Source organism: Cupriavidus sp. 2KB_3 (assembly GCF_052115685.1).
Lineage (GTDB): Bacteria > Pseudomonadota > Gammaproteobacteria > Burkholderiales > Burkholderiaceae > Cupriavidus > Cupriavidus campinensis.
Window position 1 is genome coordinate 104,969 of the sequence record NZ_JBFRHD010000019.1, and the last position, 23,159, is coordinate 128,127.

Consider the following 23,159-nt stretch of genomic DNA (forward strand, 5'->3'; position numbering starts at 1 on the left):
CCCGCGCACCACCGCTGGCGAGGCGGCCTCAGCAGGATCGGTTGTAGATCTGCTTGATGCCGGCCATGTCGATGAGCTTGACGTGGCGCTGGCGGATCTGGATCAGGCCCGCCTCGGCAAATCGGGAGAACAGGCGGCTCACGGTCTCCAGTTTCAGGCCCAGATAGCTGCCGATCTCCTCGCGGCTCATGCGCAACACGAACTCGCTAGACGAGTAGCCACGCGCCGACAGGCGCTCGGAAAGATTGACGAGGAACGCGGCGAGCCGCTCCTCGGCGCGCATCGAGCCCAGTGTCATCAGCATGACCTGGTCCTGCGAGATTTCCTTGCTCATCAAGCGCAGGAACTGGGTTTGCAGCGAGGGCAGGTCACCCGAGAGCGCCTGCAGCTCGCTGAAGCGTACGACGCAGACTTCGGCGTCCTCGAGGGCCGTGGCATCGGAGGCATGCTGCATCTCGCCAAGGCCATCCAGGCCGACGATCTCGCCGGGCAGATGGAAGCCGGTGATCTGCGAGCGGCCATCCTCGAGCGTCACGTGCGTCTTGAGCGTGCCGAAGCGCACGGCATAGACGGCGGTGAGCGGATCGCCCATGCGATACAGCGTTTCGCCCTTGTGCACGCGCACGCGTTCCTGCACGAGCGTGTCCATCTTCAGGAGGTCCTGCTGCGACATGCCTACCGGCAGACAAAGCTGGCCCATCCCGCACGTGGAGCAACGGGGCGAGATCTCGGTGACGGGAATGGAGGTAAGCAATTGAGGGCTCTTGGTGATGCGCATTGCAGCAGGGGCGCGACAAATCAATTTTACCGCGTGAAGTGACGCCGAAGCGAGGGACCGTTGCCATTTGGTGTGCTTTTCAGCGTTTTTATCGTTGCGTTGTTTGGTGGCGTCCACTGTGCCGCGATGTGCGGCGGCATTGCGATGGCGGCCGAGCAGCGCGCGCCGGTGCGCGTGCCAGTGACGATCCATCGCTCGCCACGTGGCTGGCTCGTCGAATTGCTGGCGATGCACGCCGGACGCCTGACTACCTACGCGTTGCTGGGGGCCGTCATGGGTGCCGTCGGCGCCACCGCATGGAAGCAGGACTATCTGCCCGTGCAGCGGTGGCTCTATGGCGCAGGCGGGGCGATGCTGGTGATGTCGGGCTTCTGGTTGTTGCGTGGGCGCACCATGCGGGCGGCGGGCCTCGAGGCGCTTGCGGTGCGCGTGGCCCAGGGAGCGGTCGGCCGCGTGGGCGCGCTCGGTATCCGCCTGCCCGCGGGCTTGGCCCGGCATACGCCGCTCATGAGACGCTTCGGCTTGGGGCTCGCCTGGGGGATCGTGCCGTGTGGGATGGTCTATGGGGCACTCGCGATGGCGCTGCTGGCCGGCAATGCGGCGTCCGGCGCGCTGGTACTGTTCGCCTTCGGGCTGGGAACGCTGCCAAACCTGCTGGTGATTTCGGGGCTTTCAGGCTATGTGCGCCATTTGTCGCGCCGGCCGCTGCTCCGGGCGGTGGCGGGGGTGCTGATCATCGGCTTCGGCATCGTGGGCGTGGCGCGGGCGGTCTGGCTGCCCGAGACGCTGGCGGCGCATGGGTTTTGCGTGGTGTTTTGAGACAATTCCGAGTGGGGGGGCAGGCCAGCCGGGTTCATGCCATTTGCCACGTCGGGTGGCGGGCGGGTTGCGGACGGGGCCGGGAATGCCATACAATCGCGAGAACCACGGTATCGCGCCACGTAATTCCCTGGCGTCGCCGGGCCGGCATCCCTGATCTGGGATGCGTGTCCATGGGTCCGAGGCAGCGTTGGCTTGCCGGATCCGTCCCCACAGTTCATCCGGTTCAAAAGATCTGGTTTAAAAGGCCGGGCGGCCTTGTGGAGTGGTGGCGCAGGCGCAGGACGAAGCTTGTCCGGGCCGATATCCGTTTTTTCTTGCCGCCTTGGCAATCTGATTGTCCTGGCGAATGTCCGCTCCAAGGGGAAGGGTTCCGCCTGCGAGGGTAAAGGCGAGAGCGCGACGCAAGAGGTTCGACTCCCGGCGAAGCCAGCCGGATTCGGACGATCTCCTGCCGGAACGACCCGGCAAATCGATGCAAAAGAACGAAGTGCACCGCTTGGCTGCCTGGGCTGCGACAGGCTGCGAGTTGGCTGCGCAATGAGATGGCGGTGGCATCGGTACCGCTGTATCCGAAATCTCCAGTGCTCCGGGATTCGTCCGGGAGCAGGTGCAAAGACAGGCTGCACACAATCACATGAATACCCAAGAGGCGAAGATCGTCCTCGAGACCGCGCTGATTTGTGCGCAGGAGCCCCTGCGCCTCAACGATCTGCGCCGTCTTTTCGCCGACGATATCGGCGCCGACACCATCCGCGCCCTGTTGGACGAATTGCGACAGGACTGGCAGCAACGCGGTGTGGAACTCGTGGCCCTGGCCAGCGGCTGGCGTTTCCAGAGTCGACCCGAGATGCGTGAGTTCCTCGATCGGCTCAACCCGGAAAAGCCGCCCAAGTATTCGCGCGCCGTGATGGAGACACTTGCCATCATCGCCTATCGCCAGCCGGTGACGCGCGGCGATATCGAGGAAATCCGCGGCGTGACGGTCAGCACGGACGTGATCAAGAAGCTTGAGGATCGCAGCTGGATCGAGGTGATCGGGCACCGGGATGTGCCGGGCCGGCCCGCGCTCTACGCCACGACCAAGGCGTTTCTGGACGATCTGGGGCTGCGCACGCTGGATGAGCTGCCGCCGCTCGAGGACGCCCAGGCCCAGGTCCAGGCTGCCCTGCTGGACCAGCAGGCGATAGATTTTGAGGAAGTTGCCACGGCCAACCCGCCGGCTGGCGACGAAGAGGCCTTTGCCGAGCCCCAGCCCGTCGAGACCGCTGCCGAGGCGGTGGAAGCGGAGGTCGTGGCTGCGGCGGAGGGCGACCATGCGGAGCCGGTGGAGACGGAAGCCCACGGCGCCGATACCGAACAGAACGACACGCCGCACCCGCAAGACAACAGCGTTGCGCAGTGGCCCGCCGATGGCGGCCAGGACGACGACGCGCCGCTGGCCCACGCCAACGGTTTCCACGTGGACACAGCTGCTTCCTCCCCGGAAGCGGCCGACGATTCGGTCCGGGACGGCAACGCGCCGCATCCTGCTGAGGACGACGAACGCGTGTCCAACTGAATAACACGCAACATCGATAGTGAATACTTTGTCTGATTCCGCTGAGCAAGACGTCCGGCAACCGGACGCGCCGGGCGATACCGGCGCCGCGCCCGACGCGGGCAACGGCACCGACGGCGCGCCGCGCCGCAAGGGCCTGCGCCGTGGCCTGCGCAATCTGGTGGCGTCGCGCCGCCAGTCCGCACAGGACCGTGAGGGTGGCCGTGGCGAGGGCGATGCCGCTGCGCCGATGCAGGCCGACGCGCCGCAGCCCGACGCAGCCGCACCGGCCGGCCGCGAGCCGCGCCCCCGTGGTCGCCGCAAGCCGGTAGCCGATCGCGATACCCGCGACGTCCGCGAACCGCGTGCCGAGGCGAGTGACGCCGACGGCCAGCCCGCGCAGCCGCAGGGCGCCGGCGCGCGCAAGCGCCGCCAGCAGCCCCAGCGCAAGGCCGCGCTGGTCGATGGCGACAACAAGCCGGCAGCCCAGCAGCCCGGCCGGCGCGACAAGCGCGGTCAGGGTAGCCAAGGTGGCCAGGGTGGTCAGGGCCAACGCAAGGGTCAGGCGGGTGCCGCAGGTGGCAAGCCTTCGGAAAAATTCGAGCAGCGCGCCGGTGACAAGCCGGCCCGGGGCGCGAAGGGCGGCAAGCCTGCAGGCAAGCCAGCCGGCGGTGCCGAGGACGTCTTCAAATTCGTGATTTCGGAACAATTCGATCAGGAAGAGATGGCGTTGCCGCGCACCAAGGCCAAGCCGGTGCGCGAACTGTCCGCCGACGATGATGCGCCCAAGCTGCACAAGGTGCTGGCCGAAGGCGGCCTCGGCTCGCGTCGCGAAATGGAACAGCTGATCCTCGAGGGTCGTGTCTCGGTGAACGGCCTGCCGGCCCACATCGGCCAGCGGATCCTGCCGACCGACCAGGTGCGTGTGAACGGCAAGCTGATCCATCGCAAGGTGTCGTCCAAGCCGCCGCGCGTGCTGCTGTATCACAAGCCGTCAGGCGAAATTGTGAGCCAGAGCGATCCGGAAGGCCGTCCGACCGTGTTCGACAGCCTGCCGCGCATCAAGGCCGGCAAATGGGTGGCGGTTGGCCGTCTCGACTTCAATACCGAAGGCCTGCTGATCTTCACGACCTCGGGCGACATCGCCAACCGGTTCATGCACCCGCGCTACGGCGTGGAGCGCGAATACGCGGTGCGCACGCTGGGCGAGTTGGCCGAAGCCGATCGCCAGGCGCTGCTGCACGGGATTCAGCTGGACGATGGCGAGGCGAACTTCCTGCGCATTGCCGATGGCGGTGGCGAAGGGGTGAACCAGTGGTATCACGTGGCGCTGACCGAAGGCCGCAACCGCGAAGTGCGTCGCATGTTCGAGGCCGTCGGCCTGACCGTGTCGCGCCTGATCCGCACGCGCTATGGTCAGTTCCTGCTGCCGCGCGGCCTCAAGCGTGGCCGCTGGCAGGAGCTGGACCCGACCGACGTGCGCGCGCTGATGGCCAATATCGGCCTGAAGGCGCCGGCGAAGGGCGAGCAGGGCGGCAAGGGCGCCACCAAGGTGGGCGGCCGCAAGGCGCGCACCGAGGCGGCTATCGCCGGCATGCCGATGCACACCGGCATGGACGGTCTGCCGCGCTATGAGAAGGGTGGCGCGCGCGGTAACGGCGGTGCTGGCCGTGGCCAGCCGGATCCGATGCAGACCTCGATGGGTTACATCCCGACCGGCCCGGCGCCGCTGACGTCACACACCACCAAGTTCAGTGGTGGCGCTGCCGGCGGTCTGCGTGGCGGTGGTGCCGGTGGGCGCGGCGGCAATCGCGGCGGCCTCGGCGGCGGTGGTGGTATGGGTGGTGGCATGGGCGGTGGCGGCATGGGTGGCCAGCGCGGCCAGCAGCGTCGCGGGGGTGGCGAGGCCAACGGCAATGTGATGCCGAAGGCAACCAAGGGCGGCGGCAATGCCGGCGGCCCGCGTCGTCCGCGCGGTCGCGGCGGCAACCAGGGTGGCGGTCACCGCTAACTCAGGCAGGCGGCATGCAAGCCGGGGCTTGCCCAGGCCTGCATGCTGCCCGCGGATCCTGTCCGGCTTTTGCCTTTTGGACATAATCCGCGTATAATCAAAGTCTATTCAAAAGTGTCATCCTTAGCGAGGGTGGGCGAATGATGGGCATTGCGCCCATTTTTTTTTGGTTCGCCCGTTTTGTGCTTGTGGCCGCGACTGCGCCACGCCGGCGCCGGGGATGACGGGGCAGGCAAGGCAGCGGTTCGTTCCAGAACCTCGTTTCAGAACCTAGTTTCAGAACGGAAGTCGTTGTCCGGTGTCTGCCATGGTGTTGAAGGCCACTATTTCGGGAATACAGTGCATCTGGCAGATTTGATCGAAACCACCCTTAACGGCATGGGCTACGAGTTGGTTGAGCTCGAGCGTGCCCCGGCCGGACTGCTGCGTGTCTATATCGATCAGCCTGAAACCGGCATCGTCATTGAAGATTGCGAGAAGGTAAGCCGCCAGCTTACCCATGTGCTTACGGTCGAAAATGTCGACTACGAGCGCCTCGAGGTGTCCTCGCCCGGTCTGGACCGGCCGCTGAAGAAGCTGGCCGATTACGTCCGTTTTGCCGGCGTCGAGGCCAGGATCACGCTGCGCCTCCCGGTGAATGGCCAGAAGAATTTCGTCGGCATCATCCAGGCACCCACTGGCGATGCCGGAGCCGAGAAAATCGGCCTGGAATTCGAAGGACGCGACGGCCCGGCACTGCTGGAATTCGCCATATCCGACGTCGACAAGGCACGGCTCGTGCCAGTGATCGACTTCAAGGGAAATCAAAGAAAAGGGAACAAGCAATGAGCCGCGAAGTTCTGTTGCTCGTCGATGCGCTTGCGCGTGAAAAGAACGTCGACAAGGATGTGGTATTCGGTGCGCTCGAAGCAGCACTTGCTTCGGCCACCAAGAAACGCTTCGAGGAAGACGTGGATATCCGCGTCGCCATCGACCGTGAATCCGGTGAGCACGAAACGTTCCGCCGCTGGCTTGTCGTCCCCGACGAGCAGGGCCTGCAGGAGCCGGACAAGCAGATCCTGCTGTTCGAAGCCCGCGACCAGGATCCGGACATCCAGCTCGACGAGTTCGTCGAAGAGCAGATCGAGTCCGTGGAATTCGGCCGGATCGGCGCCCAGGCGGCCAAGCAGGTGATTTTGCAGCGTATCCGCGACGCCGAGCGCGAGCAGATCCTGAACGACTACCTGGATCGTGGCGAAAAAGTCATGACCGGCACGGTCAAGCGCGCCGACAAGAAGGGCCTGATCGTGGAATCGGGGCGCGTGGAAGCGCTGCTGGCCCGTGACCAGATCATTCCGAAGGAAAATCTCCGTACCGGTGACCGCGTGCGGGCGTATATCCTCAATGTGGACCGCGCCGCGCGCGGCCCGCAGATCGAACTGTCGCGTACGGCACCCGAGTTCCTGATCAAGCTGTTCGAGAACGAAGTGCCGGAAATGGAACAGGGCCTGCTCGAGATCAAGGCCGCCGCCCGCGACCCCGGCGTGCGCGCCAAGATCGCTGTGGTGGCCCATGACAAGCGCATCGACCCGATCGGCACCTGCGTCGGCGTGCGCGGTACCCGCGTGACGGCTGTGCGCAACGAGATCGGCGGCGAGGCCGTGGATATCGTGCTGTGGTCGGAAGACCCGGCTCAGTTCGTGATCGGCGCGCTGGCGCCGGCGCAGGTGCAGTCCATCGTGGTGGACGAGGAAAAGCACAGCATGGATGTGGTGGTGGATGAGGAAAACCTCGCCGTCGCCATCGGCCGCAGCGGCCAGAACGTACGCCTGGCGTCCGAGCTGACCGGCTGGCAGATCAACATCATGACGCAGGAAGAATCGGCGCAGAAGCAGGCCGAGGAAAGCGAAGTGGTACGCAAACTGTTCATGGCCAAGCTGGACGTGGACGAAGAAGTGGCGGACATCCTGATCGAGGAAGGGTTCTCCACGCTGGAAGAAGTTGCCTACGTGCCCATCAGTGAAATGATGGAAATCGAGGCCTTCGATGAGGACACCGTCACCGAGCTGCGCAACCGCGCACGCGATGCGCTGCTGACGATGGAACTGGCCCGGGAAGAAAAGGTGGAAGAGGTGTCGCAGGATCTGCGCTCGCTCGACGGCCTGACCCCCGAGCTGATCGGCAAGCTGGCCGAAGGCAATATCCACACGCGTGACGACCTGGCCGAACTGGCCGTGGACGAACTGGTCGAGCTGGCCGGCGTGGCGGATGAGGAAGCCAAGGCGCTGATCATGAAAGCACGGGAACATTGGTTTAACTGAGGGACACGTACGGGGCCAGGGGCCCCGGCGCTTTCCGCATACGATTGTCCCGACGTAGAAACCGAGCATTGAAAGGGTTTGAATGGCAAGCACAACAGTTGCCCAACTGGCCGCAGAACTGAGCCGCAGCGCAGCTGCCCTGCTGGAACAATTGCAGGCAGCTGGGGTGGGCAAAGCGACGCCGGAAGACATCATCACCGAATCGGACAAGACCCGACTCCTTGATTATCTCAAGCGGTCGCACGGTCAGGCCGACGACAGCGCACGCAAAAAGATCACGCTGACCAAGCGCGAGACGTCCGAAATCCGTCAGGCCGATTCCACCGGCAAGACCCGTACCGTTCAGGTCGAGGTGCGCAAGAAGCGCGTCCTGATCAAGCGTGACGAGGCCGCCGGGGATGTACACGCCGATGGCGTGGACGCCGCCGAAGCGGCTGAAGCCGCCGCCGAGCAGGCGCGCCGCGAGGAAGAGGAAAGCCGTCAGCAGGCCGAGGTGCTCGCGCGCCAGGAAGCCGAGCTGAAGGCTCGCCAGGAAGCCGCCGAGCGCGAGGAAGCCGAGCGCCGTGCGCGCCAGGAAGCCCTCGAGGCCGAGCAGCGCCGCCAGGCCGAACTCCTTGCCCGCAAGGCCGAGGAAGAGGCTGCGGCTGCCCAGGCGGTGAACAACGCCGCCGAGGACGCCGCCGTGCGCAAGAAGGCCGAGGACGACCAGGCCCGCGTGGCCGCCGAGCGCGTGCAGGTGCAGAAGGATGCGGACGACGCGAAGGCCGCGGCCGACAAGGCCCGTGCCGAGCAGGACGCCGCCCGCCGCCGCCGCGAGGCTGCCGAGGCCGAGGCCCGTGCGATCCAGCAGATGCTGAACGCCCCGGCCCGCGTGCTGAAGGCGCCGTCGGAACGCAAGGCCGAGGAAAAGAAGGCCGAGCAGACTGGCACGCTGCACAAGCCGGTGAAGCCGGCCGGCGCGACGACCGAAGCCAAGAAGGACGACAAGAAACCGGCCACGACCACCACCACGGCCACGACCACCGTCGACAAGAAGACCGGCAAGCCGGTCAAGACCGGTACGTGGCAGGACGAAGGCTCGCGCAAGAAGGGCAGCGGCCTGAAGACGCGCGGCGATACGTCGGGCGGTGTGGGTGGCTGGCGCGGTGGCCCGCGTGGCCGCGGCGGCAAGCAGCACGCTGACGATCGCAGCAACTTCCAGGCGCCGACCGAGCCGGTGGTGCGTGAAGTGCACGTGCCGGAAACCATCTCGGTGGCCGACCTGGCGCACAAGATGTCCGTGAAGGCGTCCGAGGTCATCAAGCAGATGATGAAGCTCGGCCAGATGGTCACGATCAACCAGGTGCTGGACCAGGAAACCGCCATGATCGTGGTGGAAGAAATGGGCCACAAGGCGTTCGCCGCCAAGCTGGACGATCCGGAAGCGCTGCTGGTGGTGGATGGCGAAGACCATACCGACGCCGAACTGCTGCCGCGTCCGCCGGTGGTGACCGTGATGGGTCACGTCGACCACGGCAAGACCTCGCTGCTCGACTACATCCGCCGCACCAAGGTTGCCGCGGGCGAAGCCGGGGGCATTACGCAGCACATTGGTGCCTACCACGTCGAAACCGAGCGTGGCGTGATCACCTTCCTGGACACCCCGGGTCACGAGGCCTTCACGGCCATGCGTGCCCGTGGCGCCAAGGCCACCGACATCGTGATCCTGGTGGTCGCGGCGGACGACGGCGTGATGCCGCAGACCAAGGAAGCGATTGCGCACGCCAAGGCTGCCGGCGTGCCCATCGTGGTGGCGATCAACAAGATCGACAAGCCCGAAGCCAACCCGGACCGCGTGAAGCAGGAACTGGTGGCCGAGCAGGTATTGCCGGAAGAGTACGGCGGCGATTCGCCGTTCGTGCCGGTGTCCGCCAAGACCGGCCTGGGCATCGACGACCTGCTCGAGCAGGTGCTGCTGCAAGCCGAAGTGCTGGAGCTGACGGCACCGGTGGACGCCCCGGCCAAGGGCCTGGTGGTGGAAGCCCAGCTGGACAAGGGCAAGGGCCCGATCGCGACGATCCTGGTCAGCAGCGGTACGCTCAAGCGTGGCGACGTAGTGCTCGCAGGCAGTGCCTACGGCCGCGTGCGCGCCATGCTGGACGAGAACGGCAAGCCGACGAAGGAAGCTGGTCCATCGATCCCGGTGGAAATCCAGGGTCTGTCGGAAGTACCGGCCGCCGGCGAGGAAGTGCTGGTGCTGCCGGACGAGCGCAAGGCGCGTGAAATCGCCCTGTTCCGTCAGGGCAAGTTCCGCGACGTGAAGCTCGCCAAGCAGCAGGCCGCCAAGCTGGAAACGATGCTCGAGCAGATGAGCGAAGGCGAAGTGCAATCGCTGCCGCTGATCGTGAAGGCCGACGTGCAGGGTTCGCAGGAAGCACTGGTGCAGTCGCTGCAGAAGCTGTCGACCGAGGAAGTGCGCGTGCAGATCGTGCACGGCGGCGTGGGCGGCATCTCGGAGTCGGACGTCAACCTCGCTGTGGCCTCGAAGGCGGTCATTATCGGCTTCAACGTGCGGGCCGATGCCGGCGCGCGCAAGCTGGCCGAGCACAATGGCATCGACATCCGCTACTACAACATCATTTACGATGCGGTAGACGAGATCAAGGCGGCGATGTCCGGCATGCTGGCGCCGGAGAAGCGCGAGACGACGATCGGCCAGGTGGAAGTCCGCCAGGTCTTCCGTGTGCCGAAGATTGGCGCCGTGGCCGGCTGTATGGTCACCGACGGCATGGTCAAGCGCAACTCGCTGGTGCGCGTGCTGCGCAACAACGTGGTGGTGCACACTGGCGAACTGGACTCGCTCAAGCGGTTCAAGGACGACGTCAAGGAAGTCAAGCAAGGCTTCGAGTGCGGTTTGTCGATCAAGAACTTCAACGACGTTCAGGAAGGCGACCAGCTCGAGGTGTACGAAATCACCGAAGTGGCGCGTACGCTGTAAGGCGATACGCAAGACGGCAGGCTCCGGCCTGCCGTTTTCACTTTGGGCACAAGACAGGTTTGAATGGCCAAGAAAGGCAATATCTCCTCCCGCAATCTGCGGCTTTCCGACCAGATCCAGAAGGAACTGGCCGAGATGATCCAGCGCGAACTGCGTGACCCGCGCCTGGGCCTGGTCACGCTGCAATCGGTAGCGCTGACGCCGGACTACGCGCACGCCAAGGTCTACTTCACGGTGCTGGGCGCCGAGCCTGAGGTGGCCGCCGGTATCCTGCGCGAGAAGGCCGGTTACCTGCACTCGCTGCTGTTCAAGCGCCTGCACATCCACACCGTGCCGACGCTGCATTTCCATCACGACACGTCGGTGGAACATGCCATCGAAATGTCGAAGCTGATCAACGAAGCCAATTCGACGCGCGCCAAGGACGACGAGTAAGTCCGTCGCGCCGTTCCGCCTCTGTGACGCGCGCCGGACCCGCTCCGGCGCCGCGCTTCTTCCCCCGCCGCAATGACCGATTCCCCCGCAACCCGTCCGCCCCGGCTGCCACGCCGCGACGTGCATGGCGTGCTGCTGCTCGACAAGCCGCTGGGCCTGTCGTCCAACGACGCGCTGGTACGCGCCAAGCGCCTGCTGCGTGCCAACAAGGCCGGCCACACGGGCACGCTGGACCCGCTGGCCACCGGCCTGCTGCCGCTGTGTTTCGGCGAGGCGACCAAGTTCTCCCAGGACCTGCTCGAGGCCGACAAGACCTATGAGGCCGTGGTACGGCTAGGCATGACGACGACCACCGGCGATGCCGAGGGCGAAGTCGTTGCCGAACGCCCGGTCACCTGCGACCGCGCGGCACTGGATTTGGCTGTTTTACGATTTACAGGCCCGATCGAACAGGTGCCGCCGATGTACTCGGCACTGAAGAAGGACGGCAAGCCGCTATATGAATACGCGCGCGCCGGGCAGACCATCGAACGCGCGGCGCGGGCGGTGACGATCCATGCGATCGAACTGCTCGACGTGGCTATCGACGCCAATCCGCCGCAATTCACGATGCGCGTGCGTTGCAGCAAGGGCACCTATATCCGCACGCTGGGCGAGGACATCGGCGAGGCGCTCGGCTGCGGGGGCCACCTGACCGCCTTGCGCCGCACGGCCGTGGGCGACCTTACACTCGATGGCGCGGTCACGCTGGAACAGATCGACCAGCAATCCGACGATAGCCGCCCGACCCTGCTAGCGCCCGTGGACGCCTTGCTGCAACGCTGCGTGCCCGTGCAACTCGACGATGCCGCGATGGCGCGGTTCCTCCAGGGCCAGCGCATCGCCCGGCGCGACCTGCCCGAAGGCACCGTGCTGGAAGAGGAAACCCTGGCGCGTGTGTACGGCGGCGAGCCATCCCGCCTGCTGGGCGTGGCCCGGATGCGAGAAGGCGCGCTCCGTCCGGAGCGGCTCGTAAAGATCTGAAAGCTGGCAGGGCAGCCATCCGACGGGCGGCGCGGCCACTGCGCTGGCGCAGGTACGAATCTCGATCACGGCGCGGGGCAGCTAGGCTTCGGCTACACCCACGGTGTTCTCAGGAAGTGGCGGCAACAATACGCAGTCCGCCGCGCAGGCCTTGGGCCCCCATGACCTATCCTTGACCCACCAGCCACGGATCAGCGGTGGGAGCCATGCGTTGCCTGATTTTTTGCGCGGTGCAGTGCCTGCTGGCCGTGACGTGGACGCTCTACGCGGCCTTCCTGCCGCAACTCGCCGCGCAGGTCGGCATCGGCAAGGCGCAGGTCGCGTGGATACTGCTGATGGATCAGGCGATCTTCGTCATCGCCGACAGTGCCACGGGCATCGCCGCCGACCGCATGGCCAACGCCATGCACCGGCTGGGTGTCTGGATCCTGGCGATTTCGGTCGTCTCCGGCGTGGCCTTCGTGCTGCTGCCGGCGGCGACTTCGCCGGCGCTGCTGGTGGGGCTGACCGCGCTCTGGGCCGCCACCTCGTCCGCGCTGCGCGCGCCGCCGATGGTCATCATCGCGCGTCGCCTCGAACGCTCCGCCACGCCATTACTGATTTCCTGGTCGATATTGGGCATCGGGCTGGCCGGGGCCCTGGCGCCGATGCTGACGGCTGCGCTGCGCCAGTCCTCGCCCGTGGTGCCGTTCGTGCTGGCGAGTGTCGGCCTGATGGTGGCGGTGGTCGCACTGCGCTGGATCGAGCTGCCGCCGCGCGAGGCTCCTCCGGCCCGCCGCATGCCGCCCGCGCCCATGCCGGCGCTGTGGATGTTCTTCGCCGCCACGTGGCTGCTGGCGTTCGGGTTCCAGATCCACACCGCGATCAATTCCAGCGCCACCTATCTCCGATTCGCGCCGGCCACGGAACTGGTGCGCTACATGCCGGCCTTCTGGGTGGGCTTTGTCCTTGGCGTGTTGCTGCCGCAGGCGCCATGGCTGAAGCGCGTGCCGGCTGCCGTGCTGCTGCTGGCATCGGCCCTGCTGGGGGTGCTTACGCTGGTTGGCTTCGCCTCGGCCTCCACGCTCCCGGGCGTATTGCTGGCGCAGGGCCTGGCGGGGGTATTGTGGGCGATGGTCTTCGGCACGGTGGTCAATGCGGCGACCGATGCCGGCCATGTGGGGCGGGAAGGGCGTTTCGTCGGGCTGGTGTTCTCGCTCGCGGCCCTGGCGGCGTTGGCGCGTATCGCCATGTTGGCCGCCGGCGCCACCGCGCCGCTGGCCGGCTGGTTGCCCTGGCTGCCGGTGCTCGCCTGGGGTTGCGCCGCCGCGTTGCTGGCCGCGTTTGCGTGGCAGGGCGGCACGCGGATGGTGCCGCCCGTCAGCGCCACGTCGCCACCGGAGCGGTAGCGACGCGCGCTCAGTGGCGGGTCAATGCGCGCCGGCCGCCTCGGCCCCGCCGCCACCCTGGCTGCGCTTGGTCAGCCAGACAAAGCCGATCAGCACGAAGAACAGCACACCCGAGATCCAGAAGATGTCGTTGGCGCCCAGCATCGACGCCTGGAGCGAGATGTTCCGCTCCATCAGCCCGATGGCCTGCGCCTGCGTCATGCCCATCTGCATCAGGTGGTGCAGCTGCTCGGTGTAGGTGGCGCTGTAGGGGTTGATCTGCTCCACCAGCTGCGCGTGATGGAGTGCCGAGCGGTTTTCCCAGACCGTGGTCGAGATCGACGCCCCGATCGCCCCGAACGTGATCCGCACGAAGTTCGACAGCCCCGACGCCGCCGGAATCTTCTCGGGCGGCTGGCCGGACAGGATGATCGATGTCAGCGGAATGAAGAACAGCGCCATCGCCGCACCCTGGATCAGCGTGGGAATCATCAGCGTGCGCGTGTCCACCCCGGTGGTGAACCCGGCCCGCATGAAACTGACGATGCCGAAGGTGATGAACGCGCCCGTGGCCACCCAGCGCGCATCCACCTTGGGCAGTATGCGTCCGATGATCGGCGACAGGATGATCGCAAAAATGCCCACCGGGGCCATGACGATGCCAGCGTCGGTAGCGGTGTAGCCGACGATGGTCTGCAGCCACAGCGGCAGGATCACGAGGTTGCCGAAGAACAGTCCGTATGCCACTGAGATGGCCACCACGCCGGCGGCGAAGTTGCGGCCCTTGAACAGGTGGATGTCTACGACCGGGTGCTTTTCGTAGTTTTCCCAGATCAGGAAGAACAGGAAGCCCACCACGGCAATCACGGTCAGCGCCACGATCACGCTGGAGTGGAACCAGTCGAGCTCCTTGCCCTTGTCGAGCATCAGCTGCATCGAGCCGACCCAGATCACCAGCAGCGCCAGCCCGATGCGGTCGATCGGCAGCGTCTTGGTGGGCGTTTCTCGTTCACGGTAGATTGCCCAGGTGGCGTAAGCAGCACCCAAACCGACCGGGATATTGATATAGAAGATCCACGGCCAAGTCATGTTGTCCGAGATCCAGCCGCCGAGCAGCGGCCCCATGATCGGCGCGACGAGCGTGGTCATGCCCCACAGCGCCAGCGCCATCGAACTCTTGGCCGGTGGATAGCTGGCCAGCAGCAGCGACTGGGAGAGCGGGATCATCGGCCCGGCCACGGCGCCCTGGAGGATCCGGGCGGCCAGCAGCGTCTCGAGGTTCGGCGCCACGCCGCACAGCCAGGACGAGACCACGAACAGCAGGATCGACAGCACGAACAGCCGCACCGCGCCGAAGCGCGTGGTCAGCCAGCCGGTCAGCGGCACCGAAATGGCATTGGCCACCGCGAACGAGGTGATGACCCAGGTGCCCTGGTTGGGCGAGACGCCGAGGTCGCCCGAGATGGCCGGGATCGACACATTGGCGATTGACGAGTCGAGCACGTTCATGAACGTGGCCAGCGACAGCGCGATCGTACCGATCACGAGCTTGCCGCCGGTGAGCGGCGGTGGTGCCGCGGTGGGCGCCTTGGCCGGTGCCGGTGCCGGCACCGGCGAGGCGCCTGCGCCCGGCGTGGCGGTGGTGGAGTTAGCCATGAGCGGTCAGCCGTGCGGAATCAGGGATACAGGGAATCCGGAAATCGGGGAATCAGACAATTACGTATTGGCCGGCTTGGCCACGGCCGCCGCGGCGCCCGTCTTGCCGGTCACGGCCGGGGCCGCCTGCGGCGCGGCCGAGGTGCGGCCGCCGTTGTTCAGCGCGATGATCCGGGCGATCAGTTCGTCGGCGTCCTGCGCCACCTTGTCGTAGACATTGGTCTCGAGCGGCTTGGCGGCCGAGGCGCTGAGCATTGCGCCGCCTTCTTCCTTGCGCACGTCGACGGTGACGTTCATCGACAGGCCCACGCGCAGCGGATGGTCCTTCAGCTGCTGCGGATCCAGCGCGATGCGCACCGGCAGGCGCTGCACCACCTTGATCCAGTTACCCGTGGCGTTCTGCGCCGGCAGCAGCGAAAACGCGGAGCCCGTGCCGGCGGAGAAGCCCGCCACGTGGCCCGTGTACTTGACCTTCGAGCCGTAGACATCGGCTTCCAGTTCCACCGGCTGGCCGATCCGCATATGCGTGATCTGCACTTCCTTGAAGTTGGCATCCACCCACACCTGGTCCAGCGGCACCACGGCCATCAGCGGCGTGCCGGGGCTCACGCGCTGGCCCACCTGCACCGAGCGCTTGGCCACGTAGCCAGTGACCGGCGCGGGCATTGTCGAGCGCGCGAAGGCGAGGTAGGCCGAACGCAGGTTCGCGGCGGCGCGCTGCACATTGGGATGTTTCTCAACCGTGGTCTGGTCGGTCAGCACCTTGTTCGAGGCGAGTTGTTCCTGCGCGGCCAGCAGCGCCGATTCGGCGGCCTTCAGCGCGGTCTGCGCATGAGAAATTTCTTCGTTCGACACCGCGCCCGAGCCGGCGATGGCCTGGCGGCGGCGCAGGTCGTCGCGCGCCTTGGCCACGTCGGCCTGGCGCATCGCCACGTTGGCGGAGAGCGAGCCGTTGTTCACGTAGAGCGTGCGTACCTCGCGCACGGCCTGGGCGAGCTGGGCCTCGGCCTGCTCCATGGCCACCTGGGAGTCGGCGCGGTCGAGCTGGATCAGCGGCTGGCCGGCGGTGACGAGCTGCGTGTCGTCGGCGGTGATGGAGATCACCGTGCCGCCCACCAGCGGCGTGACCTGCACCACGTTGCCAGCCACGTACGCGTCGTCGGTGTTCTCGAAATGGCGCGCGTAGACGCCCCAGTACAGGCCATAGCCAAGCCCGGCCACGACGACGGCGGCGGTCAGCGCCACCAGCAGGCGGCGGCGCTTGCCATTGTTGTCGGCGGACGGGGCCGGGGTTTGTGGCGCGGCAGATTGCGGAGTGTTGCTCATGATGTCTGTCTTTTTGCGTGGTCTTTGACGGATTGTCGGGTGTCGGCGGGCGGGCGCCAGGTCAGCCCTGGGCGGCGCGCGGCGCTTGCGCGGTGTCCGGCGTTTCGCCCTGGTAGCCGCCGCCGAGGGCCTTCATCAGCCCCATCTGCAAATCGAGCCGCCGTGCCTGGAGGTCGGTGGCCAGCCGGCGCTGCTGGAGCACGTTGCTTTCGGCGTTGAGCACGGTCAGCTGCGTGCCTAGGCCGGCCTTGTAGCGCGTGGTGGCCAGCGCGTAGGCGTGCTCGGCCAGGTCCAGCGCCTCGCGCTGGGTCTTGATCTGGGTGTCCACGCTGCGGATGCTGGTCACGGTGTCGGCGGTTTCGCGCAGCGCATCGACCAGCGTCTGGTTGTAGTTCGCCACGGCGATGTCGTACTGCGCGTTCTTGCCCTTGAGGTTGGCGCGCAGCCGGCCCCCTTCGAATACCGGCAGTCGCACCGAGGGGCCGATGCCGAAGGTGCGGCTGATGCCCATCAGCAGGTTCGACGGATCGAGCGAGGCCACGCCGGCGAACGCGGTCAGCGTCACGTCAGGCAGGAACTCCTTCTTCGCCACGCTGATGTCCTTGGATGCCGCCTCCACGCGCCAGCGCGCCGCCACCACATCCGGGCGACGGCCGATCAGGCCGATGGTCAGGTCATCGGGCAGCAGTGGCGTGGCATTGGCGAGCAAGGTGGGGCGGGCGATCTGCAGGCCGCGGTCCGGGCCCTTGCCCAGCAATGCGGCGATCTGGTTGCGGGCGAGGGCGATTTCTTCGTCCACGCGTTGCAGGTCGGTCTGCGCGGCGGCCACGGTGCCGCGCGCCTGCGTGGTCTCGACCTGGGTATCGAGCCCGGCGGCCAGGCGCTGGCGCGAGAGGTCGGTCAGGTCGCGGCGCTGGGCGATGGCGCGCTCGGCCACATCGCGCTGCGCATACAGCGCGGCCAGCCGGTTGTAGTTGCGTGCGATGGACGTGGTCAGGATCAGACGCGCGGCCTGGCTCTCGGCTTCCATGGCGCGGTCGTCGGAGAGGGCGGCTTCCAGTGCATCGCGGTTCTTGCCCCAGAAATCGAGGTCCCACGACAGGCCCATCTGCAGCCGCGACTGGTTCTGCCAGGAGCCCGCCAGCGGCGTGCCTTCGAACAGATCGGTTTCGGAGAACCGCTGGCGCACGATGCTGCCTTCGAAGTCCACACTCGGGTACAGCGCCCCGCGCGTGGCCTCGGCCAGCGCGCGCGATGCCGCCACGCGGCCCAGTGCGGCCTGCAGGCTCGGATTGTCCTTGACGGCTTCGTCGGCCAGCGCGCGGAGTTGCGCATCGTGGAACTGGTCGACCCAGTCCTGCGACGGCCATTGGCCGTGGTCGTTGGTAAAGGTCTGCGGCGACGCCAGCGCCTGCGGCTCGGCCAGGTTTTGAGTGCTGTACGAGTCACCCAGCGCCGCGCAGCCGGCCAGCACGGCCGCGGCCATGACAGTGAGGGCCAGGGCGCCCAGACGGCGCGGTGCGGAGGAGGAAACGGGTTGCATATCGATCTGACTTCTTCTTTAGACGTGTCGCCAGGACGGTGGCGCTCGGTGATCCAGAAAACGTGCGAGGGGCGGATGAGCAGGGGATGGACTACCCGCCGTCGCGGTCCGTCCAGCAGGCGCCGATGGCCTGGCAGCCGCCGTTGTCGATGACCCGATGCAGCATGCCGCTCAGTACGTCGATCTCCGCCTGGCTGAAGCCAACGAAATGGCGTCGCATCACATTGCAGAACACCGCGGGCAGCTTTGCGACGATCGCTTTGCCCTCCGCCGTCAGCGACAGGTCTACTACGCGACGATCATCGTCGCGCCGCGTGCGCACGATCAGTCCCCGCTTCTCAAGCCGGCTCAGCAGGCGGGTGATGGATCCGGCATCGGTATTCAGGCCGCGCCCCAGGTCGGTCACCGTGCGGGCGCTCCCCGTCGACAACATCATCAGGCAGCTCGCCTGGGTGTGTGTGATGTCGAGTCCACTTACTTCCTGCTCGATCCCGAGGGAGAGCAGGTTCTTGGCCCGGGCCAGCAGGTAGCCCACGCTTGAGCCTGGTTCGTAGGTGGCCGGATCGAACAGGTCTGGGCCGGCCGACGTGGGCATGGGAGCAGGCGTGGAAGTGTTGTTAGAGGCGCTCATTGTTTGTCGCTGCAATCATTGCTGAGGCAAATATATGCATGTGATCCACGATCCGCAAGAACGGAAATTCGTCATTGCAGAAATCGCAACGACGGCTAACATAGAAGGTCGATCCGCAGCAGAGCGTTTTGCGCCGCAGCATGCTAGAATGTCGGGTTAATTTTTCGAACGCTCCGCGTCAAGGGGACGCCGCAATGACCCGCGCCATCCGTAACATCGCCATCATCGCCCACGTCGATCATGGCAAGACCACCCTGGTCGACCAGCTCCTGCGCCAGGCAGGTACCTTCCGCGAAAACCAGCAAATGGTTGAGCGCGTGATGGACTCGAACGACCTGGAAAAGGAACGCGGGATCACGATCCTCGCGAAGAACTGTGCCGTCGAATACAACGGCACGCACATCAATATCGTGGACACCCCGGGCCACGCCGACTTCGGCGGTGAAGTGGAGCGCGTGCTGTCGATGGTCGACGGCGTGCTGCTGCTCGTCGATGCCGTGGAAGGCCCGATGCCGCAAACGCGTTTCGTGACGCGCAAGGCACTCGCGCTCGGGCTGAAGCCGATCGTTGTGATCAACAAGATCGACCGTCCGGGCGCACGCCCTGACTGGGTGATCAACCAGACCTTCGACCTGTTCGACAAGCTCGGCGCCAACGACGAGCAGCTCGACTTCCCGGTGATCTACGCCTCGGGCCTGAACGGCTACGCTGGCCTGACCGAAGACGTGCGCGACGGCGACATGAAGCCGCTGTTCGAGACCGTGCTGACCAAGGTGCCGGTGCGTAACGACGACCCGGACGGTCCGCTGCAGATGCAGATCATCTCGCTCGACTACTCGAGCTACGTCGGCAAGATCGGCGTGGGCCGCATTTCGCGTGGCCGCGCCAAGTCGCTGCAGGACGTGGTGGTCAAGTTCGGCCCGGAAGGCAACCCGATCAAGGGTCGTATCAACCAGGTGCTGAAGTTCCGTGGCCTGGAGCGCGAAATCGTGCCCGAGGCGGAAGCCGGCGACATCGTGCTGATCAACGGTATCGAGGAACTGGGTATCGGCTGCACCGTGTGCGCGCCGGACGCCCAGGATGCCCTGCCGATGCTGAAGGTGGACGAGCCCACGCTGACCATGAACTTCTGCGTGAACACGTCGCCGCTGGCCGGCCGTGAAGGCAAGTTCGTGACCAGCCGCCAGCTGCGCGAACGCCTGGACCGCGAGCTGAAGTCGAACGTGGCCCTGCGCGTGGCCGAGACTGGCGACGACACGATTTTCGAAGTGTCGGGCCGTGGCGAACTGCACCTGACCATCCTGCTGGAAAACATGCGCCGCGAAGGCTACGAGCTGGCCGTATCGCGTCCGCGCGTGGTGTTCAAGGAAATCGACGGCGTGAAGCATGAGCCGTACGAACTGCTGACCGTGGACGTGGAAGACGGCCACCAGGGCAGCGTCATGGAAGAGCTGGGCCGCCGCAAGGGCGAACTGCTCGACATGGCATCGGACGGCAAGGGCCGTACCCGTCTGGAGTACCGCATTCCGGCGCGTGGCCTGATCGGCTTCCAGGGCGAGTTCCTGACGCTGACGCGCGGCACGGGCCTGATCAGCCATATTTTCGACGACTACGCACCGGTGCGCGAAGGCGGCCTGGGCGAGCGTCACAATGGCGTGCTGATCTCGCAGGACGACGGCGACGCCGTGGCCTACGCGCTGTGGAAGCTGCAGGATCGCGGCCGCATGTTCGTGAAGCCGGGCGATGCGCTGTACGAAGGCATGATCATCGGCATCCATAGCCGCGACAACGACCTCGTTGTGAACCCGATCAAGGGCAAGCAGCTGACCAACGTGCGCGCCTCGGGTACCGACGAAGCGGTGCGCCTGGTGCCGCCGATCCAGATGTCGCTGGAATACGCGGTGGAATTCATCGCCGACGACGAACTCGTGGAAATCACCCCCAAGAGCATTCGTCTGCGCAAGCGCCACCTGAAGGAGCACGAGCGCAAGCGTGCCTCGCGCGAAACCGTGTAACACCGGTTTGCCCCCCAATAAAAAGCCGCGCTCTCGAGCGCGGTTTTTTTATTGTTCGATGTGTTTGGGGCTGCGCCACTCGGGTGGCTTCCAGAAGTAGCGCGGGTCGCGCGCATGCCAGGCATCGCGGAACATGTCGCGCCATTCGTGGAAGGTGAGCGTCAGCGGGTTGTGCGTGCGGATCTGCCGCGTGATGCCGTATTCGGGGGTGGCTTCCTCGGGTACGAAGCTGCCGAACAGGCGGTCCCAGATGGTCAGCACGCCCGCATAGTTGCGGTCGATATATTGCGGATTCTTCGCATGGTGCACCCGATGCACCGACGGCGTGTTGAGAACCATCTCAACCAGCGGCCAGCGCCGACCGAGCCGGGTGTGGACGAAGAACTGGAACGCGAGGTTCAGGCCGACGGCCAGGATTACCCAATCTGGCGTAAATCCGATGAACGCGAGCGGAATCCAGAACAGCCACATGCCCGAGATCGGATAGGTCAGGCTCTGCCGGAACGCCGTCGAGAAATTCATGCCTTCCGACGAGTGGTGCGCCACGTGCGAGGCCCACAGCCAGCGCACCCGGTGGCTGGCGCGGTGGAACCAGTAATAAAGAAAATCCTGTAGCAACAGTAGTAGCGCAAATGACCACCAGGTCTCCGGCACTGCGCGCAGGCCGTGCGCGTAGCACCAGGTGTAGACCGTGCGGATCAGCAGCCAGAGGAAGAAGGCATCTGACGCCTGGTGCATCAGCGCGAGGCTGGCGTTGGATAGCGTGTCTCGCCAGCTGTAGACGGCTGGGTCGCGTCGCGCCCAGTACCAGGCCTCCCAGCCGATGGTCAGCAGGAAGACCGGCGCGAAGGCTATCAGGATCAGGCCGGGGTCGAATCCGGCGGATTGCGTGGGCGTGGCGTGCATGGCGCAAGTGTGCACATTTTCAAGGTTTTTGCGTGGAGGGCTTCCTCCATACGCACCATGTGCTGGATCGTGCGCGCGCGGGTCGTCTATCGCACATCATCACAAAACCGCAACACAGACTATCCATCGCGATGCATCAAGGTTCGTGCGGACGCGCCGTCATTGCGTGAGCGGCCAGGGAGGAGTGGCCGCTTTTCACGTTACGGAGAATCGCCCCCATGTTTCGCAACACTACGATCGGAGCCCGGCTGTGGCTCCTCACGATTGTCACGAATTTGTTGCTGCTGATTGTCGGCGGTGTTGGTTGGCTGGGCATGTCGCGCAGCAACGACGCCACGCGTCAGGTTTATCAACAGCAGCTTGCCGCAGCGACGTATCTGGCCGAAGCGCGCTCTAACCAGTTGCTGGTGCGCGTGCTGCTGGACCAGGCTGCGTTCGCCACCGATCCGGCTGACGCCAAGGCGCGCGCCGCCACGGCGCAGGACTTCGCACGCCAGTCGGACGCCGCTTGGAAGTCGTATCTTGAGATTCCTCGCAATGAGGAGCAGACGCGCGCCACCGAGGCTGTATCGGCCCGCCGCCAGGCGCTGTTTGCGCAGGGTGTGGCGCCGATGATTGCCGCGCTCCACGCCGGCAACCGCGACGCAATGATGACGGCAGTCATGGACACGATTCCCAAGCTCGATATCCAGTTCACGGCCGTCAATACGGAACTGGGCCGCCTGCAGGTGGCGAGCGCCAAGGCCGTGTACGAAAGTTCTCAAGATCGTTACGGTCGGCTGTTGACGCTCTCGCTCGCCGTGCTGGCTGTGGGCCTGGTGTTCAGCACCGTGGTGGCCTGGCGCCTGCGCGTCTCCATCGTCCGGCCGCTCGACGTGGCTATTGCGCGCTTCGCCCGCATTGCCGACGGCGACCTCGGCACCGCGCACCGGGACGATGCCGGCGTGATGGCTGACGAGCACGCCAGGAATGAGACGAGTCGCATGCTGGGGATGCTCGGCCGCATGCAGGCCCGGCTGCGCGAGATGGTGGGCGAGGTGCGCGGCGGCGCCGACTCGATCGCCGCCGCCAGCGCGCAGATCGCGAGCGGCAACGCCAATCTGTCGCAGCGCACCGAGCAGCAGGCCGCGTCGCTCGAGGAAACCGCTTCGAGCATGGAGCAACTGACCGGCACCGTGCGCCACAACGCCGATAGCGCGCGTGACGCCACATCGCTGGCGACCAATGCCCAGACGCTGGCCGAGCGCGGCAGCGCGGCGGTCTCGCGCGTGGTGGACACCATGCGCGCCATCGACGCCGGCGCCAACAGGATCGTCGACATCATCGAGGTGATCGAGAAAATCGCATTCCAGACCAACATCCTCGCGCTCAATGCCGCCGTGGAAGCCGCCCGCGCCGGCGAGCACGGGCGCGGCTTTGCCGTCGTGGCGGGCGATGTTCGAGATTTGTCTCAGCGTTGCGCGGCGGCGTCGAAGGAAATTCGGGCGCTGATCGGTGCGTCGGTGTCCAGCGTGCGCGAGGGCACCTCCCTCGTCGACGGGGCGGGCAGGGCGATGCAGGACATCGTGGACGAAGTCCGACGCGTGAGCGACATCATCGGCGGCATCAGCGCGGCATCGGACGAGCAGTCGCGCGGCATCGAACAGGTGAACGTGGCGGTGTCCCATATGGACGGCATGACGCAGCAGAACGCGGCACTGGTCGAGGAGGCTGCTGCCGCGGCGGCGTCGCTCCAGGATCAGGCGCAGCGGCTGACGGGTCTCATGGCCGCTTTCCGGCTGGCCTGAGCCGAGTCCATTGAGACGATTCTGAAAATCGAAAAGTGGCCGGGC

17 protein-coding genes are annotated in these 23,159 nt (G+C 65.9%); 11 read left to right on the forward strand and 6 right to left on the reverse strand.

Going from position 1 to position 23,159, the window contains the following annotated elements:
• Nucleotides 1-28: 28 nt before the first annotated feature.
• Nucleotides 29-754 carry a fumarate/nitrate reduction transcriptional regulator Fnr gene (gene fnr / locus AB4120_RS20360; protein WP_144200782.1) on the reverse strand — a complete coding sequence of 242 codons (726 nt, stop codon included), beginning with the start codon at nucleotides 752-754 and terminating at the stop codon, nucleotides 29-31.
• Between the two features lie 84 nt (nucleotides 755-838).
• Here fnr and AB4120_RS20365 point away from each other — a divergent pair, with 84 nt between their 5' ends.
• The 9 genes from AB4120_RS20365 (at nucleotide 839) to AB4120_RS20405 (ending at nucleotide 13,271) form a co-directional block, all read left to right on the forward strand.
• Nucleotides 839-1,597, forward strand: coding sequence for a sulfite exporter TauE/SafE family protein (locus tag AB4120_RS20365; protein ID WP_149135744.1), 759 nt, complete (start codon nucleotides 839-841; stop codon nucleotides 1,595-1,597).
• A 637-nt stretch (nucleotides 1,598-2,234) separates the two neighbouring features.
• Complete coding sequence (scpB, locus tag AB4120_RS20370; protein ID WP_441642753.1) at nucleotides 2,235-3,158, forward strand: SMC-Scp complex subunit ScpB; 924 nt, start codon at nucleotides 2,235-2,237, stop codon at nucleotides 3,156-3,158.
• 28 nt (nucleotides 3,159-3,186) lie between these two features.
• Nucleotides 3,187-5,148: a 23S rRNA pseudouridine(2605) synthase RluB gene (gene rluB, locus AB4120_RS20375; protein WP_149135746.1), complete on the forward strand. Its 1,962-nt coding sequence runs from the start codon at nucleotides 3,187-3,189 to the stop codon at nucleotides 5,146-5,148.
• A gap of 339 nt (nucleotides 5,149-5,487) precedes the next feature.
• Nucleotides 5,488-5,976 carry a ribosome maturation factor RimP gene (gene rimP / locus AB4120_RS20380; RefSeq protein WP_144200913.1) on the forward strand — a complete coding sequence of 163 codons (489 nt, stop codon included), beginning with the start codon at nucleotides 5,488-5,490 and terminating at the stop codon, nucleotides 5,974-5,976.
• On the forward strand, nucleotides 5,973-7,448 hold the full coding sequence (gene nusA, locus AB4120_RS20385; RefSeq protein WP_144200774.1) for a transcription termination factor NusA: 1,476 nt from the start codon (nucleotides 5,973-5,975) through the stop codon (nucleotides 7,446-7,448). The genes rimP and nusA overlap by 4 nt, the downstream gene beginning before the upstream one ends.
• Before the next feature lie 82 nt (nucleotides 7,449-7,530).
• A complete protein-coding gene (gene infB, locus AB4120_RS20390; RefSeq protein WP_441642754.1) occupies nucleotides 7,531-10,425 on the forward strand; it encodes a translation initiation factor IF-2 in 2,895 nt (964 codons plus the stop codon).
• A gap of 63 nt (nucleotides 10,426-10,488) precedes the next feature.
• Nucleotides 10,489-10,860 carry a 30S ribosome-binding factor RbfA gene (gene rbfA, locus AB4120_RS20395; protein ID WP_092289589.1) on the forward strand — a complete coding sequence of 124 codons (372 nt, stop codon included), beginning with the start codon at nucleotides 10,489-10,491 and terminating at the stop codon, nucleotides 10,858-10,860.
• 72 nt (nucleotides 10,861-10,932) lie between these two features.
• Nucleotides 10,933-11,883 (forward strand): tRNA pseudouridine(55) synthase TruB, encoded by a 951-nt coding sequence (truB, locus tag AB4120_RS20400; RefSeq protein WP_441642755.1) that lies wholly within the window; start codon nucleotides 10,933-10,935, stop codon nucleotides 11,881-11,883.
• 206 nt (nucleotides 11,884-12,089) lie between these two features.
• On the forward strand, nucleotides 12,090-13,271 hold the full coding sequence (locus AB4120_RS20405; protein WP_441642756.1) for an MFS transporter: 1,182 nt from the start codon (nucleotides 12,090-12,092) through the stop codon (nucleotides 13,269-13,271).
• A 21-nt stretch (nucleotides 13,272-13,292) separates the two neighbouring features.
• Here AB4120_RS20405 and AB4120_RS20410 read toward each other — a convergent pair whose 3' ends face one another.
• The 4 genes from AB4120_RS20410 to AB4120_RS20425 form a co-directional block, all read right to left on the reverse strand.
• A complete protein-coding gene (locus tag AB4120_RS20410; RefSeq protein WP_149135750.1) occupies nucleotides 13,293-14,906 on the reverse strand; it encodes a DHA2 family efflux MFS transporter permease subunit in 1,614 nt (537 codons plus the stop codon).
• 60 nt (nucleotides 14,907-14,966) lie between these two features.
• Nucleotides 14,967-16,232 (reverse strand): HlyD family secretion protein, encoded by a 1,266-nt coding sequence (locus tag AB4120_RS20415; protein ID WP_441642757.1) that lies wholly within the window; start codon nucleotides 16,230-16,232, stop codon nucleotides 14,967-14,969.
• A 61-nt stretch (nucleotides 16,233-16,293) separates the two neighbouring features.
• On the reverse strand, nucleotides 16,294-17,775 hold the full coding sequence (locus tag AB4120_RS20420) for an efflux transporter outer membrane subunit (RefSeq protein WP_441642758.1): 1,482 nt from the start codon (nucleotides 17,773-17,775) through the stop codon (nucleotides 16,294-16,296).
• Between the two features lie 91 nt (nucleotides 17,776-17,866).
• Nucleotides 17,867-18,370 carry a MarR family winged helix-turn-helix transcriptional regulator gene (locus AB4120_RS20425; protein ID WP_149137499.1) on the reverse strand — a complete coding sequence of 168 codons (504 nt, stop codon included), beginning with the start codon at nucleotides 18,368-18,370 and terminating at the stop codon, nucleotides 17,867-17,869.
• Between the two features lie 230 nt (nucleotides 18,371-18,600).
• Here AB4120_RS20425 and typA point away from each other — a divergent pair, with 230 nt between their 5' ends.
• Nucleotides 18,601-20,421, forward strand: coding sequence for a translational GTPase TypA (gene typA, locus AB4120_RS20430; RefSeq protein ID WP_149135752.1), 1,821 nt, complete (start codon nucleotides 18,601-18,603; stop codon nucleotides 20,419-20,421).
• Nucleotides 20,422-20,469: 48 nt separating this feature from the next.
• Here typA and AB4120_RS20435 read toward each other — a convergent pair whose 3' ends face one another.
• Nucleotides 20,470-21,327 carry a sterol desaturase family protein gene (locus AB4120_RS20435; protein ID WP_441642759.1) on the reverse strand — a complete coding sequence of 286 codons (858 nt, stop codon included), beginning with the start codon at nucleotides 21,325-21,327 and terminating at the stop codon, nucleotides 20,470-20,472.
• A gap of 218 nt (nucleotides 21,328-21,545) precedes the next feature.
• On the opposite strand from AB4120_RS20435, the gene AB4120_RS20440 reads away from it, so the two are divergent.
• Nucleotides 21,546-23,114 carry a methyl-accepting chemotaxis protein gene (locus AB4120_RS20440; protein WP_149135753.1) on the forward strand — a complete coding sequence of 523 codons (1,569 nt, stop codon included), beginning with the start codon at nucleotides 21,546-21,548 and terminating at the stop codon, nucleotides 23,112-23,114.
• Nucleotides 23,115-23,159: the final 45 nt, after the last annotated feature.